The sequence below is a fragment of the Nodosilinea sp. LEGE 07298 genome (assembly GCF_015207265.1).
Classification (GTDB): Bacteria; Cyanobacteriota; Cyanobacteriia; order Phormidesmidales; family Phormidesmidaceae; genus Nodosilinea.
This window is the reverse complement of sequence record NZ_JADEXE010000019.1, coordinates 1-15,365: the sequence shown is the minus strand read 5'-3', so window position 1 is coordinate 15,365 and position 15,365 is coordinate 1. Positions and strand designations below refer to the sequence as shown.

The 15,365-nt window shown below is 54.8% G+C and carries 11 protein-coding genes; 1 reads left to right on the top strand and 10 read right to left on the bottom strand.

Annotated features, from left to right (window positions below; all coding sequences use genetic code 11):
• The first annotated feature begins 431 nt into the window (after positions 1 to 431).
• Positions 432 to 668 carry a hypothetical protein gene (locus IQ273_RS04470; RefSeq protein WP_194021972.1) on the top strand — a complete coding sequence of 79 codons (237 nt, stop codon included), beginning with the start codon at positions 432 to 434 and terminating at the stop codon, positions 666 to 668.
• A 144-nt stretch (positions 669 to 812) separates the two neighbouring features.
• On the opposite strand, the gene IQ273_RS04465 is transcribed toward IQ273_RS04470, so the two are convergent.
• The 10 genes from IQ273_RS04465 to IQ273_RS04420 all read right to left on the bottom strand — a co-directional run.
• Positions 813 to 1,622, bottom strand: coding sequence for an alpha/beta fold hydrolase (locus IQ273_RS04465; RefSeq protein WP_194021971.1), 810 nt, complete (start codon positions 1,620 to 1,622; stop codon positions 813 to 815).
• Positions 1,623 to 1,824: 202 nt separating this feature from the next.
• A complete protein-coding gene (locus tag IQ273_RS04460; RefSeq protein WP_194021970.1) occupies positions 1,825 to 2,865 on the bottom strand; it encodes an AI-2E family transporter in 1,041 nt (346 codons plus the stop codon).
• Between the two features lie 93 nt (positions 2,866 to 2,958).
• Positions 2,959 to 4,704 carry an alpha-glucosidase family protein gene (locus IQ273_RS04455; RefSeq protein WP_194021969.1) on the bottom strand — a complete coding sequence of 582 codons (1,746 nt, stop codon included), beginning with the start codon at positions 4,702 to 4,704 and terminating at the stop codon, positions 2,959 to 2,961.
• A gap of 246 nt (positions 4,705 to 4,950) precedes the next feature.
• Positions 4,951 to 5,508, bottom strand: a complete 558-nt coding sequence (locus tag IQ273_RS04450) for a sugar O-acetyltransferase (protein WP_194021968.1) — start codon at positions 5,506 to 5,508, stop codon at positions 4,951 to 4,953.
• 177 nt (positions 5,509 to 5,685) lie between these two features.
• Positions 5,686 to 7,374 carry a ShlB/FhaC/HecB family hemolysin secretion/activation protein gene (locus IQ273_RS04445; protein ID WP_194021967.1) on the bottom strand — a complete coding sequence of 563 codons (1,689 nt, stop codon included), beginning with the start codon at positions 7,372 to 7,374 and terminating at the stop codon, positions 5,686 to 5,688.
• 144 nt (positions 7,375 to 7,518) lie between these two features.
• Entirely contained in the window at positions 7,519 to 10,041 is a 2,523-nt protein-coding gene (locus IQ273_RS04440; protein ID WP_228052322.1) for a CHAT domain-containing protein, read from the bottom strand.
• 237 nt (positions 10,042 to 10,278) lie between these two features.
• On the bottom strand, positions 10,279 to 11,316 hold the full coding sequence (locus tag IQ273_RS04435; RefSeq protein ID WP_194021965.1) for a hypothetical protein: 1,038 nt from the start codon (positions 11,314 to 11,316) through the stop codon (positions 10,279 to 10,281).
• Positions 11,317 to 11,641: 325 nt separating this feature from the next.
• On the bottom strand, positions 11,642 to 13,894 hold the full coding sequence (locus IQ273_RS04430; protein ID WP_194021964.1) for a SulP family inorganic anion transporter: 2,253 nt from the start codon (positions 13,892 to 13,894) through the stop codon (positions 11,642 to 11,644).
• A 25-nt stretch (positions 13,895 to 13,919) separates the two neighbouring features.
• Entirely contained in the window at positions 13,920 to 14,678 is a 759-nt protein-coding gene (locus IQ273_RS04425; RefSeq protein WP_194021963.1) for a MinD/ParA family protein, read from the bottom strand.
• Positions 14,679 to 14,681: 3 nt separating this feature from the next.
• Positions 14,682 to 15,365, bottom strand: a 684-nt coding sequence (locus tag IQ273_RS04420) for a PAS domain-containing protein (RefSeq protein ID WP_228052320.1), incomplete at its 5' end; no start/stop codon positions are given.

Sequence of the window (15,365 nt, the reverse complement as noted above, 5' to 3'; positions counted from 1 at the left end):
GCATTAACCCAAGTTACGAGTAAATATTCTAAAAACTCCTCAGCGCTCAGCCTCGCTGAATCAGATCGAGCACATCCGAAATTTGAATTCTCATACCTCGAAGGCGAGGGCGATCATCACAATGCTTAAGGCTTATCGCAATTCGTTCAATAAATCTGACATTTTTAACGTCTTGCAATTACCAGGCTATTTACGAGTTTTCTTTGGCACACTCCTAACGGGCTTACTGTACTACGCTTTGCCACGGAGAATTACTCTGGGCGGGGAAGAGAGGAGCTGGAACTCCTCAAATCCCCTAAGTCATCCCAATTTAGCGCGGTAAGCTGGCGATAACCTGGATTCATTCTAGGATCTAGCGTCTTTTTCACCTTCATTTTGGGACAAAGCTAGACCATTCCTCGTTTTCTTACCCGAAAACGGAGATACCCGTAATGTTTAACCCATCCACCGGGGAGCCCAACCTCCCCCCCAGCTTTCGGCTGCCCACTTACCAGCCCGACAAGCTCTGCCACATTCTGCTCGGTGACTACAGCGCCCTGGTCGAAGCCATCAACCGCATGGAAGTCTTGCGCTACTGCGATCGCATCGGCTGGATCGACCCCATCCCCACCGGGCGCAGCGGCGAATACATCAGCGTGATGACCCGCCGCATTACCCCCACCGAGTAAACAGGCCGCCGCGATCGCACCTATGCAATCAATCCACCACTCTACTCAGAGTGGTGGGCAACACCCCATGATCACCGTAACTCTCGGTTCCATGGCCTGGGTCTCCTGGTAGCTGGTCTATCTCACGCTCTTTTGCCAAGAGCCTTATCGAACCGACACGGATCGATCGCGGGCGTCTGCCGCCGGGGTAGCGTAGGCTATTTGTCGAATAATTTCAGCTACTGCATCGGGATCTTCTAGAGGCGTCAGATGGCCGAGGCCGACTAGCTTGACCAACTGGGCCTGCGGAATTAGATCCAGCACCTCCTGCTGGATGGTGTCGAAAGAAATCACCGGATCATCTTCAGATGCCACCACGGTAACAGGGACTTGAATGCGATCGAGCCGATCGGCGATCGAGTGGTTCATGCCCTCTAGTAGCCACCAGCGCCAGGCCGAGTCTGCCGCCCGCATGTGGGTCTGAATGGCTGTCGATCGCTGCGGTTCAGAGAGAGGCTGCTGGGTGCCGCTATCGACGGTAGTAGCGGCGTTATCGGGGCTGGGGTGGTTTTGCAGCAGCCGCTGCCGCTCGTCCTCAGGCATGGGCTCTTGGGTCGGCGGGGACGGTGCAATCAGCACCACCTGTTGCAGGTCTTGAGCAATGGTACTGCTGGCGACCTGAAGGGCAATTTTGCCGCCCATGGAGTGCCCAATTAAAATACACTGTTTAATATCTAAAGCGTTCAGGGCCTCGGTAACAAAAGTGCTGTAGGTAGCCAGGGAGGGCTGAGGTAGGGGCATCTGTTGGCCAAACCCCGGTAAATCGAGGGCTACACAGCGAAACTCTGACTGCAGTGCCTCGATGACCCATGACCAACTGACCGCAGCGCCGCTGAAATAGTGCAAAAACACTAGGGTAGGCGACCCCGTACCCCGATCGATAAAGGGGCGCTTGTCTGCCGAAGGGTTGTTCATAGTTCTTAACAAAACAGTACTGCCCGTACCTTAGCGATCGCGATCGCGTTTGGCCTCTATCTTTTTAGGGACAGTTTGATGGGCTGAACCGGGTCCCGGCGCGGCCATCTACCCTCACACGGGTACTCGACGGTGCAAGTTAGGCGACTATGGCCTTGGCTTGACAGTCTACTAGGCGGCTGATCAGCGCCAGAGCATTTCTCTAATCGCTGCCGCCCAGCATGATGGCAATGGGCCGACTCGACTTAAACTCGTTGGCAAACAGCATCACGGCGGCGGTCATCGGTACGCCGATAAAAGCACCAGGGATGCCCCACACCCAGCCCCAAAACACAATCGACAGCAGAGCGACAAACGGCGATAGTTTGAGGTACTTGCCCTGTAGTTTGGGGTCGACAAAGTTGCCCAAAATCGTTTGAACCACCGCCAGGCCTGCTAGGGTAGCCGCACCAATGGCGGGGCCTTGGAACAGCGTCGCTACTAGAGCTGGAACGATCGCTGCAATCAGGGATCCTAGGGTTGGAATAAAGTTGAGTACAAAGGCCAGCAATCCCCACACAAAGGCTAGCCCTACTCCCAGCACTAAACACCAGATCGAGGTCAAAACGCCCGTGATCAGGCTGGTGAAGGCAACGACCAAAAAGTAGCGGCGCAGCTTTTTCCCCATGCTCGTCACGGCGTGAATGATGTGGTCGCCCGCCCCATCGGGGAAGGCGCGCTGGGTGCGATCGCGGTATTTACCCACCTCCAGCAGCAGCAGTGCTAAGAACGACGCTACCAAAATCAGCAGGCTAAAGGCTCCCACTACCGACTGCACCCCGCCCACCGCACGCTGCGTCAGTTGTGAAATCGTCCGATCGGAAGGGCTGCCGCCGGTGGGCAGCCCGTGGTTGCTCAACCAGGTTTGCACGGTTTGGGCCAGGGATTGCAGGCGATCGCCATACTGCGGCAGCTTGGGCGCAACGAGTTCTAGACTGAGTTCGACGGCCCCCACAAACAACCCGACTACTGCGCCCAGCACTACCAGTACCCCTACCATGGCCAGCCATTTAGGAACATAGCGCTCTAGCCAGGTCTGCAGCGGGTGAGCAATCACCGCAATAAAAAAGGCAAAGGCGATCGGCATCGTGACCGGGCGCGTCATGCGCAGCGCCTGCACCATAAGAATGACCGCAATGATAATCAGCAAGATGGGCACCAATCGGCTTTGGGCCTGGCTCAGGCTGGTTCGATCTATGTTCATGGGGTCACTGCTCCATAGTGCTCTGGGTCAGGGTTGGGGGCATTGCGCCAGGGGTGCGATCGCGGGTCACATTACGCCGAGCCGATGGTCGATTCACAGGTCAATGCAGGCAAAAAAGACGCCGTAGGGGGGCAGCACCACCTGGTTGCCGTCGAGGCTAAAATCAAACGCCAAGTGGTTGACCGCCTCACAGCGCTCATAGCCCGCCAGGTCGTAGTGAGCCGGTTCATCGCCGATGTTGAACACGCAGAGCAGGTGCTGCTCACCGTAGTAGCGACTAAAGGCCAACACTGTACCCTCTGCGACCAGCCCTTCCAGGTGACCGGCGGCCAGGGCAGGCTGATTTTTGCGCCAGTGCAGCAATCGCCGCCAGGTATTCAGCAGTGACCCGGCCTCGCGATGCTGATTGTAGACCGATCGAGCCAAATGCTCGTCAGGAATGGGCAGCCAGGGCTTTTCGGCTGTGGTAAACCCGCCGCAGGGTGCTGCTGGAGTCCAGGGCATGGGCGTGCGCGACCCGTCTCGACCCACCACTTCGGGGTAGAGGGTTTTGCCAAAGGGGTCTTTGATCTGCTCAGGCGCAATATCTTCAGGAATTTCGGCCACCGGCAGCCCCAGCTCATCGCCCTGCCACAGACAAAACGCCCCCGGTAGCGACAGCAGTAGCGCTGCCATCATGTGGTAGAACGCCTCGGGGTAGGGGTTGCCGTTGACATCTTTTTCGGTCCAGCGGCAGCGCAGCCGACCGTAATCGTGGTTGCCCACAATCCAGCAGGTACCGCCATCGACAAAGTTGTCTACCACCTTTTGCAGAATGTCGCGCATCAGCTCAGCGGTCATGGGCTCTGCCACCAGCAGCCCGCTCTGGTAGGCCAAGTGCAGGCGCTCTTTGCCAGCAGTGTACTGGCTAGCCAGGGCGATCGAGTCTTCGCACAGGGTGACTTCGCCCAGGGTAACCACGCCGGGGTACTGATCTACCAACTGGCGAATTGGCTTAATGCGATCGAGGGTTTCGGGCCGATTGAAGCTGTACTTCAAGATCTGGCTATTCAGCGGGTTGTCTACGGGCACGCCATCGGCCAGGGGAGCATCTTCGGGCCGGGGCGGATTGTCGCGCAGCTGGTCATCATGGAGAAAGTAGTTGACGGCATCGACCCGCAGGCCATCAACACCTAGGTCGAGCCAAAATTTAGCCCGCTCTAAAATGGCTGCCACAACCTCTTCGTTGTGCCAATTTAGATCGGGCTGACTGTCTAAAAAGCTAGACAAGCGGTACTGCTGGCGCGGCTCGTTCCATTGCCAGGCGCACTTACCCGTAAACGACGAGAGCCAGTTATTCGGGGGAGACCCGTCGGGCTTGGGGTCGGCCCAAACGTACCAGTCGGCCTTGGCATTGTCGCGGCTAGAGCGGCTTTCCTGAAACCACGGGTGCTGGTCAGAGGTATGGTTCCACACCTGGTCGATAATCACCTTCAGCTTCATGGCGTGGGCTACATCTAGCAGGCGCTGAAAGTCTTCCATTGTGCCAAATGGCTCACCAATCTTGCGCATGTTGGTGATGTCGTAGCCCAGGTCTTTCATTGGCGACTCGTAAATGGGTGTCAGCCAAAGGGCATCTACCCCCAAACTGGCGAGGTAGTCAAGCCGCTCAACAATGCCGTTGAGGTCGCCCTTGCCGTCGCCATCGGTATCTAAAAAACTCCAGGGTGAGATCTGATAAATGACGGCGTTTTGCCACCACTCGCCATCCTTAGTCGCTTGGTTTTGGGTTTCCCACTGCCAGTTACGGCGGTTGATGACCGGAACGCGCCACCAGGTTTTTTCTGCAATTTTTACCATTGGCCCACTTCTGCTTGAGTTCTGTTCTTAGCGTGATTACTGTGATCACGTCAAAACACCTTGGTGAAATTGTCACTGTGGCAGCGGACAATTTCATCTAACCTTGGGCTAATCATTGGTGAGGCAGAATGCTTACCTTAACAGGGGTAGAGATAGGCCCCACGTATTGAGTTGATTTAGCCCAGGACTAGCGGCTCCAGCACAATGACTAGGGTCAGCGGCATCAGCAGATCTCTAGGGTCAGTTTCAAACACTGCGAACAACCTTACAGGGATTACCCACAGCCACTACACTTGCGGGGATAGATTTTGTCACTACGCTGCCCGCGCCAATGGTGGTGTTGTCGCCAATCGTTACCCCAGGGCAAACAATCGCGCCGCCGCCAATCCACACGTTGCTGCCGATGATGATGGGAGCCGCCAGTTCTAACCCCGTCAGTCGCACTGCGGGGTCGGTGGGGTGGTACGCGGTATAAATTTGCACATTTGGCGCAATTAGCACGTCATCTCCCAGCGTTACCCAGTTGCAGTCGAGAATGGTGCAGTAGGCATTGATGTAGAGGTTTTTACCGGCGCGAATGTGGCCGCCGTAGTCGCAGAAGAACGGGGGCGTAATCTCAACGTTGGGACCGATCGCATGGAAAAGCGATCGCACCACCCCTTCCCGCACCTCAATCTCTTCAGGCCGCGAGTGATTAAACCGATACAACTGGGTCTGAGTCAGCCGCCGCAGCGCCACCAGCTCCGGATCCGCCGCCCGATACAGCTCACAGGTCAGCATCTTCTCCCGCTCAGTTTTCGCCATTTCTACTTCTCCCGCGCAGAGCCATACACTTAAAGAAATATCCGACCCGCCCTGATGGAACTGCAGGCCATCCTACAACCCGAACGCTTGTGGCAGGCCTTAAACGGGAAACGGAAGGGCGAAAATCTTCCTTTCTCGGAGTCGCTCTGCCAGGCGAAACTAGAAACCAACGTCTTCTCAAAAAAGCATGTACCTGACTGAAACATACAGGCCGCTCTCCTGTAACCCGTTTCTCTCTTCGGCAAGCGGCACAAGCGGAATGCCTAAATCGAGTCGCATCGATAGGCTATCGCCCTGCTGCCACAACAGCCCTAACCCAGTGCTGATCAATGTATTGGGGGCAGACGGCGAGTTTGTGTGTGCGTCCCAAGCCAATCCGGCATCCAGAAAAGGGATCAGTTGCAAAGTTCCATCCAGCTCTGGAATGCGGGCAATGGGCGATCGCAGCTCTGCCGAGAGCAGCATGCCATTGTCGCGCAGCAGGGCATCTTGTCGATAGCCGCGCACGCTCAGGGCACCGCCTAGGCCAAATTTTTCCTGCGACAGCAGATCATCGGTGGTTAGCTGAGCGTCACCCCGCAGGAGCAAAACTGTATCGGCACCTAAGCGCTGTAGCCACTGCCCCTGCCCGCGCCAGGCAAGAAAGCGGCTATCAGGGCCGGTATCGTTGAGAGTGGCGTTGAGCAGATCCAGACCAAAGCTAAATTGAGACCGAAAGGCCAGTACATGGTGTTGACTCCGCTGGCTCCATTCTTGAGAAAACCGCAGGGCCGTCACCTGGGTAATGCCCTGACTATCGGCACCGGGAGACAGCGGGAAGGGGCCAATGTTGTCTAAGCCCAGGAAAGTTTGGTTTCGCTGATGAGACAGGGTGAGCCCCAGGGTGAGTTCTTCGGTAGGGGTTTCAATCAGGAAATGACGATAGCCAAATTCGTAGTAGAAACTGTCGGAGGAAATATCCAGCACATCAAAATTTGGATCAATCACTCGGCTATTGGAGTAGCCTGCCCTGAAGCGTAGGGCATCGTTGTTAGGGCTGACAGGCAGGGTGTAGCTGGCATCGATCTCATTGCTGCCGTCGGTGTTTTCGTACTCCAGCGCGATGCGATCGCCCCACCCCGCCAGATTACCCTCGCTCAAAAGCAGGCGGCGCTGCCCAGCCCCGACACTGGGAAAACCGTAATTATCCAAACTCACATCGACGGCAAACGAATCTGCTTCGGCTACGTTAACAACCAGGATGCTGGCGTTCGGCCTGCTCCCGGCCTGTAAGTCAGCCACCACCGTCTCAATCAAAGGATTCAGCTGTAGGCGTTGCAGACCCGCCAGTAGCCGATCAATGTTGAGGGGTGGGTTGCTGGCTAGCCCAATGCGGCTGCGCACATAGGCGGGGTTCAGGCGGTTCAAGCCAGCAACCACGATGTCTTCGAGTTCCCCTTCGATCACCTGAACGGTGACCGTATCGTCAACCAGGGTTTGGGGTGGAATGATCGCCCCAGAGGTGACGTATCCGGCTGCGATGTAGCGTTCTGTAATCGCAGAGCGCAGGTCCAGCAGTTCGCTAAAGCTGACCTGACGGTTTAGGTAGGGCGCAACGAGATCGGCAAAGTCGGCTTGAGAAAAGACGGTACTGCCCGTAATGTCAATGTTTCCCACGAAAAAGGTGGTATCCGTCCCCTCCAGAGGGCTTTCAGGAGGCTGGGGTTCAACCGAGGGCAGCAGTTCTTCCAGGGGCGGCAGAGGCGGTAGCGGTTGATCCGGTAGGGGCGTTTCTGGAATCGGCTGGTTCGGCAGGCGGGGCAACTCCGGATTCGCCTGGGATAACAGCTGGGGTGCAGGATAGGGCGATCGGGAATGATCGATCATCCTTGCCCTGGCCGAGGAAATGGCTACCAGGATCGGAAAAATAGCTGAGAAGGCAGGAATAATGCCAACCCAAGGCAAACGGTGCAGAGATCGAGTCAACGCAGATTTTCAGGAAGCTGTGGTAATGGCGATCGCATTATAGGGCTACAGCCAGTTTCCAACCAGCACATAGGCCGACCAGTAGGTGGGGTGGCGATAGTCAGGGTGATTTAGCAAGGCCAGTTGAGCCTGGCGCAGGGCGGCCGCTTTCGTTGTTTGGGGCTGGGCCAGGGCCTGATAAAACTGACCGACGAAGTATGCTCCCGAAGCGTCGTCTAAATTCCACAGCGAAGCCAGAGTGCTGCGGGCACCGGCCTGTAGCGAAATACCGGCCAGGCCCAGGGCGGCCCGGCTATCTCCAGTGGCTGTCTCACAGGCGCTGAGCACCAGTAGCTCAATGGGTTCCAGGCGGGTTTGGTCACCGGTTCTCAACAAACTGCTCAACTCTTTTACCGGGATGGAACGATCCCAAGCCAGAATAAAGGTGTCTGCTAAGTTCGAGCTGTACTGAGCGTGGGTGGCCAAATGGACAACCGGTCGTTCAGAGTTGGTCACCTGCTGAGCCAGGGCGGTGGTGGTGAAATCTTGGTTCAGCAGCACCTGACTATCTAACAGCGCCTGAATGGTTTGAATTTCGTCATCCACATTGGACAAGGCGCTGAAGCCGTGGCGGGATTCTGTCAGCCCTGCCAGCAGAGCCGATACCCGAGTTGACTGCAAAGGGCGGGGGCCGAGGAGTTGGAGACCGGGGGAGAGGGCGATCGCATAGTCTTCTACCAAGTAGCGATCGCCGTCGTACAACGCGGCCATTGGAGCATTCCGCAGGGCTCCATCTAGCACAAACACCAGCGTTTGAGTCTGGGTTTCTGCCAAAGCTGTCTGCATCGGCACAATCAGCCAGTGGTAGAGCTGCTGACCGAGGGCTCTGCCTTCGGGGGCGGTGAACCGTTTTTCGAGATTTTGTCGCCAGGCCAGCAGGGTTTGCTCCAGATCTGCCTGGGGTACTGCGCTGGTAAATTGCCGCAGGGGCTGCCCCGGCAAACTGGCAATAATTTCCAGCCGATCTGGCAGAATAATCGGATAGATGATGGCGGTGGTACTCTGGCTTATCTCCTCAAGATTGACCTGCTGAGCCTCTAGGCAGGCGGTTCTGAAAAAGTTGTTGAGTTCGGCAATTTGCAATGCTTCTAGGACAGATCGGGCTTCGGCTAAGCGGGCGGCAGGAGGGAGACCTGCTTGAGGTGCAGGTTGCAGCAGCAGATCGACTAGCTCTCGGTAGACTGGCTCGACACTGTCTCGAAACGAGAACTGTAAGTCATCGCTGAGGTTGACCAAATCTTGTTTGAGCGATTGGAGGCCTGTGAAGGCAGCCCGATAGGCTGGTAAAGCCGCTTCTTGTTGGCCCTGTTGGTTAAGCAGGCGACCCAATTGCCAGTGCCACTGGTAGGCGATGTCGGCAGCGTTGAGAGATTGCGCCAGGTTCAGGGCTTGCTCGGTCAGTTGTAGCGCCTCAGGCCACTGCTGGGAGATTTCGTAAGCATGGCCCAGATAGCCTTGGGCATAGGCTTCGGCACGAGTATCTTGCAAAGCGATGCTGTGCTGGATGGCCTGAGCCAGCAGACGGGCAGCGGTTTCAACTTCGGCAGGGGTTTTGAGCTGAAGTAAGCTCTGGGCGGTGTTGATGTAGGCGTAGATTTGGCTGCGCCCCGGCTGCATTTGGCCCAGGTCACTCGGCAGAATGGCCGCAAGCTTAAGCGCCATATCAGGATCGTGCCGAACGAATAGCTTGAGTTGATTCAGTCGGGACTTAAGGCGGATCTCGGCTTCAGGGGACTGTTCGGCTTGTTGGTATAGGGCGATCGCACCCTGCCAATCTTCCTGCCCCTGAGCCGTATTGGCCAGCCCTAGCAGAATGGCAGCAGTTGCTAGGTTCTCTCGCTGAGCCAGATCCAGAGCAGTTTGTAAGTGGGCTTGCGCGATCGCTAGGTCGCCCAGCAATCGATAGGTCTGCCCCAAACGCTGATAGCCGAGCACCTGTAGCGGCGGCGACTGTTCCGGCAAGCGCTGCTCTAGCACAGCCAGGGTATTTCGCGCCTGCTGATAGTAGCCAAGGGACTGCTGAGCCTGGACTTGGTTTAAAAGACAGTTGAAATAGCGAGCTTCGTCCCCGGTTTGAGCATACAGATCGGCAGCGGTTTGCCAGGTTTCTAGGGCGGCCTGGGTTTGCCCTTGGGCAAATTGCAGGCTGCCGAGGGTATTGTGGACCTGGGCACTGACGACTAGCTTTTGGGTGGAGTCAGGGGTGGTGGCTAGTAGGTCTAGGCTGCGGGTAATGGCGCGATCGCTCGCCTCCCACTGGCTGAGTTGTTGATAGGCGGCGGTGAGATAGCTGAGAGCCAGCGCTTGGTTCAGGGGTTGATTGGAGAATATTGTTGCGGCCTCTTCCCAGGTGGCTACGGCCTCGGTGAAGCGCTGGGCGGCATAGGCTTGGCGACCCTGATCGATTAGGTTTTCGGCTGGGGTGGCTGCGATCGCAGTAGAGGCCTGGGCAAATGCTGCCGGAACCGCAGCGAATTTCCAACCCTGGTTGAGGATTGGACTACAGGCGATCGCGGTGCCCAAAATCATGCCGAGGCAGAATTTGAAAGTTCGAGACCATCTAAAGCGGTGGAACCATTGCATATAGCGAAACACTCAGCCAACTAGGCGCAAACTAGAACGATTATCTCTGATAAAAGTTGGCTCAGCCCTACAGATTGGGCACTGGACTGCTAAGGTGAGATGCTTTTTAGAATTCTTGCTATACAAGGATTCTGGGTGACGAGAAATCAAGGATCATACTTTTAGAGGCCAGTGCCATGGGTTCTAGCATCCTCCAGGAGGAACGACCGTACCGGCATTGATTCGATTGAGTTCAGCTAGATTCAAAAGGGCACTGTCGTAACGGATCTGCTCACTGCTGATCCGGCGACCCCGGCGAAGAGACAAAGCCTCACTTGGGCCAAAATTCGCGAAAGATTCTCCAGTACTCACGACGGAAAGCCCCTGACCGGTTTGGATGGCCGTGCCGCTGACAGTGTTGCCGTTAACCTGGCCGCTCACGCAGATGGCTTCTTCGCCAACATAGGAGAACACCCCATTGATGGCATTGTCCTGCTTGCGAAAGAGAAACAGCGTACCGCCAGTAGTCAATAGCGTTTCATCAGAAACGATCACATCGCTGGTAGTAGCATTCCAGTAGCGATAGTTGCCATCAGGAAGATCCTGTACCCGGCTTCGATCCCCGATATCTGACGGATCGGTCTCTGCGGCAGACAGAACCTCAACCGCAGTAATCAGAGTCACGACATCGGTTTGCTCACAGGTTGGCTCGCCCTGGCAAGCATAGGCTGCAATCTCTGTCACCTCATAGGTAAATTGCGCGGTGTCACCGACTAAATCTGGATCACAAACTTCAAAGGTCGCCTGGCGATACCACAGTTCTCCCGTTTCATCTGTAAATCCAATATCACAGGCTCTGTCGCCTACGATAACGTCATGGATACTGCCCACTGTCGGGGTCTCGACGATTTCAGCCTGGGTAATCAGCATCACCGTTTCAGTTTCGCTACAGGCCGGATCACCCTGACACGAGGCAGCCGTAATGGTGCCCGACTCATAGGTAAGCTGCACGTCTCTACCAACTAAATCTTGTTCGCAAATCTCAAAATCAGCATATTCTGTAGAGTACACTCCCCCCACATCAATGATATCGACATAGCAGGCGCGATCGCCAGCGATGAGATTTTGAACGGTGGCAACGGTGGGTTGGTCGGCGATCGCGCTAGAACCAAAAGCGCTGGCCAGCATTGTCGTCACCATCAATCCACAAAAGCCGCCATCAATGCTCAGGTTTTTTTTCATAGAAGTTGCTCCGATTTGGTATCTGACCCTGGATTTGTTGTTAGGGATGAACAAAGCTATGCCCTTGCAGGCTAATACGGCTTATATAGGGTGAGTATGCAGTCTTAGTTCTGAAGTTGGGATTTTTTTGGCAAACACCGTTTGCCCCTACGCAAGCCGAGGGTAGCTAAAGCGGATTTGATGTTAGTTGTCAAGAAACCGACCAGTACCGGAATATCACAAGATAATTCGCAGCCCTGGCCGGTGGTTTTGTAAGTGAGGTTTAACTCACAAAGGTATACAGCTGATTTGGGCTAAGTATGCAAATACCTAGCCATACTCTGCATCACGATCGCAGCAGGTCGGCAATCTCTTTGTAGGCATAGGTGAGGCGATCGCCCAAAATTTGAATCACCGCCGCCTGAAACGCTGTGGCCACCTTGGGTTGCTCTTTTTCCATGCGCTGGAAGCTCTCTATCGTTAATCGATAGAGGGTACTGGGGGCTTCGACGATTGCTGTAGTTTGGTGATTTGAGTAACGGAAAAAATCTACCGCTCCGACCACGTTGCCTGCGCCTAGAGCTTGAATGCGATGATTTTGTTCCTGTTGCCCATTTAGATACACGGCCACCTCCCCCACTTCGATCAGATCAAGGGTATCGGCGGGCTGACCCCGCTGATAGATGTATTCCCCTGGTTCGGCGTCCCATTCTTCCAGGTAATCGATAAACTCGGCGGCGACATCGCGTTGAGGAAACAGGTTGTTAAGCTGAAGCAGCAGCGGCAGAGTGCGGGCGCGCCGCAGGGGAACTACGCCCAGCAGGTCGTTTTCACACCACTCTAAACCGCGATCAAGATCGGGAAAGACTTGGCAAACCGGATCATCGGGCAACAAACAATCGCCGCGTTTTAGCTGCGTCCGAATCGCAGGGCTGAGATGGGTCAGCACCAGCTTGATATCTTGCTGCTGCAAGAGCTGCTTGAGCCTCACAAAGCTGAGCACCGCCGAAGAATCTAGACCGTTGACCGCCTGAAAATTCAGCACCACATACTTCAGCGGTTGCAAGCGATCATCGTGCAGCCGCTCTTGAATGCGATTGAGCAGAGTACTTGTCGTGCCAAAAAAGAGAAACCCCTGTAAATCGAGAATGTAAATCTGCTCGCCTTCTTCTTGAAGAATCCGAGTTTGCGGTAAGCTGCGGGCCGTGTGGCTCTGGTGGGTGGCCCCGGAAAGTGTGTACTTGGTGACGTTGACCCGACTAGCGCTGATGACAAATAAAGCGATTGCCACCGCCAACCCGACTCCTACCCCTTGCAAAAAACCCAGGGTAGCAATCACACAGAGGATGAGAATTACAATGCCGTAGTCCGTTTTTGGCAGCTTAAACCAGGCATCGTAAACCCACTCCACCAGAAAGCTTAAGCCTAAAAATAGAGCGATACCGCCCAACATCGGCTTAGGAAACAGGGTCACCAAGGTTTCGCCCATGAGGAGGGTAATCAGACAAATAATGGCGGCTAAAATACCGACTAGGCGGCTCTTGGCGTTAATTTTGGCGCAGCTTAAAACGGATAACCCCAACGAGTGGAAACTAACAATGCCACCGCCTAAGCCCACCAACACGTTGGCTATCCCGGCTGATCGCAGTTCTTGATTTAGGTCGATATCTTGACGAGCAGCCAGCTCAATGCCCGACACGTTGAGTAAAAGGGCAATCACGGATAACAGTACTACGGTGGCAATTTTATCGACCTGCCCCAAAATGAGTGCCCAATTGACTTGAGTTAGCATTGACCAGTGCAAAGGTCGCCACAGTCCACCTTCCGGGAAAGCGCCAAACAGCAACCCCAAGTTTTGAGCGCTGCTGATGGGGGTTTGGGTGAGCCAGAGGGTTAAGTAAAAGACGAGAGTGCCGCCAACGATGACGCCTGGCAAAATAAATACACTGTGATAGCGTCTCAGCAACAGAACTAAAGCCAAGCCAGTCGCGCAACCCGGTAGCCAACGCACAGCCATTGCTGGAGCCAGCAAAGCGGGTAAATTTGCCAGGTTAAAGAACTGGTCTGTCATCACGTTGAAGGCACCCTGGGCCAGTAGGTAACCCGTGCCTGCCAAAAAGCCGCCCACGACCGGATAGGGAATAAACCGAATTAAATTGCCGAGTTTGAAGGAGCCGATTAAAAAGTAGACAATGCCGACGATGCCGGTCGCGATCGCCAGGCCCATAATGACCGTTGGTAATAGAGCCGCATCAGAGGCTGGAAGTTGAGCGGCAATGGCCCCAGCCATGATCGCCAGAATGATCGCTAGGGAATCTTGGGGCATGGTCACAATTCCTGGCATTGAGTTAGTCAACGCCACAACCACGGCGGTCACGATCGCGGCAAACAGCGTTAAACCAATACCTACGGAAATAAACTCTGCTAGGGGACCCGTAAAGATCAGCGCCGCCATTGAAATGGCATAAATCACCAGCAGAACTCCCGTAATCAACCCTGCTGTCAGCGTGGGAATAAGCCGAGCAGGCTGTAATTCCTGACGCACTTGGGTGCCTAGGGTTAATTGAGGTAGTTGGGACTTGTGGGGGGAAACTTTCATGGCTGAGCCAGTATTGCGAAAGGGCTTAGGTGGTCATAACTTTATCGGCCACCTGGTGGTAAATCTGGGTCAGGGAATGGTCGGGATATCGCAGGGAGAACAGATCGCTACTGGCGAGTTGCATCATCTCGTCGCAGTTGGGCAACACCCCGACGACGGGCACCTCATATTTGGCTTCCAGTTGTTGGCGCACCATCTCCGGGTCAGAATTTTGCATCACCCGGTTCACCACCATCAAAATTCTGGGCACCTTGAGCTTTTGGGCTAAATCCACCATCACGGCAGTGCCCTGAAAGTCTTGACGGTCGGGGCGCAAAATCACGATCAGCGTGTTGGCAACCGCGATGCAGAGCAGGGTTTCTTCATTCAGCCCTGGATGGCTATCCACAAAGACATAGTCCAGGGTGAGAGTTTTGATCAGGCTGGCAAAGCCTTTTTTCAATAGACGCACGTCATACCCTTCGTGCAAGATTCGGGTAATATCACCCGCATCACTACTCGACGGCAGTAAAAACACCTTTCCCCCATTCTGTTTCACCTCATCGGGGCTGACATCATGGGCGACTTCTTCTACAGAACAGTTGCCCCACAAATATTGGTTGAGCGTGGTTTGGGAATCGACCTGTTCCATACCAAACAACACGTGAATACCAGGGGATTGAATATCAGTGTCGATCACCGCCACCCGTTTGCCCGTGCGGGCGATCGTGGTCGCTAAATTGGCGGTGGTGTTAGATTTTCCGGTACCACCGCGAAAGGAATGCACTAATACAACTTCGGCCATGGGTTAACTCCACTCATTATTAAAATTTCTTAAATTATCGGCTTCGGCCATCAACTTCTGAAAATAGTCCGTTGAGCTGATTTCAGCGACTTGACGCGCCCGCTGCTTATGGTCAATTTCGATCTGTAATTCCTGTAACTGCTGCTTCCAAGACTCTTCTTGCTGCTTACGTTCAGTAATATCCTGCACAATGCCTTCGTAGTAGATCACTCTGCCATTGCCATCGGTGACCGCACGGGCATCAATTTGAGTCCAGATAATGCTGCCATTTTTGCAGTAGCCACGGTATTCAAAATCTTTGATGGTGCCGTGCTTTTCAATGGCGGTGATGAATTCTGCCCGTCTTTCTGCATCCACATAGAGCTGTTTTGAAATATTGGTAATGCTTTGGATCATGTCGTGGGGCGAGTCGTAGCCGTAAATCTTCGCCAGGGCTGGATTGACCCTGATGAAGTAGCCCTCTGGGGAGGATTGGAAAATTCCTTCGAGGGCATTTTCAAAGATGCTGCGATAGTTTTCTTCGGCAACGCGGAGGGCTTCTTCGGCCTGTTTGCGCTCGGTATCAAATGTCAAGTACATAGAGGTGACGCGACAGCTAGATTGGCGGATTGCAGGGTCTGAGAGAAGGTCAGCACCCCCGTTCATGAGCGCTGTAGCAGTGGTCGCCTTTCGAAGAACGACTGCACG

Coding starts and splice junctions, on each gene's coding strand:
- IQ273_RS04470 (WP_194021972.1), top strand. CDS start 432: ATGTTTAACCCATCCACCGGGGAGCCCAACCTCCCCCCCAGCTTTCGG.
- IQ273_RS04465 (WP_194021971.1), bottom strand. CDS start 1,622: ATGAACAACCCTTCGGCAGACAAGCGCCCCTTTATCGATCGGGGTACG.
- IQ273_RS04460 (WP_194021970.1), bottom strand. CDS start 2,865: ATGAACATAGATCGAACCAGCCTGAGCCAGGCCCAAAGCCGATTGGTG.
- IQ273_RS04455 (WP_194021969.1), bottom strand. CDS start 4,704: ATGGTAAAAATTGCAGAAAAAACCTGGTGGCGCGTTCCGGTCATCAAC.
- IQ273_RS04450 (WP_194021968.1), bottom strand. CDS start 5,508: ATGGCGAAAACTGAGCGGGAGAAGATGCTGACCTGTGAGCTGTATCGG.
- IQ273_RS04445 (WP_194021967.1), bottom strand. CDS start 7,374: ATGATCGATCATTCCCGATCGCCCTATCCTGCACCCCAGCTGTTATCC.
- IQ273_RS04440 (WP_228052322.1), bottom strand. CDS start 10,041: ATGATTTTGGGCACCGCGATCGCCTGTAGTCCAATCCTCAACCAGGGT.
- IQ273_RS04435 (WP_194021965.1), bottom strand. CDS start 11,316: ATGAAAAAAAACCTGAGCATTGATGGCGGCTTTTGTGGATTGATGGTG.
- IQ273_RS04430 (WP_194021964.1), bottom strand. CDS start 13,894: ATGAAAGTTTCCCCCCACAAGTCCCAACTACCTCAATTAACCCTAGGC.
- IQ273_RS04425 (WP_194021963.1), bottom strand. CDS start 14,678: ATGGCCGAAGTTGTATTAGTGCATTCCTTTCGCGGTGGTACCGGAAAA.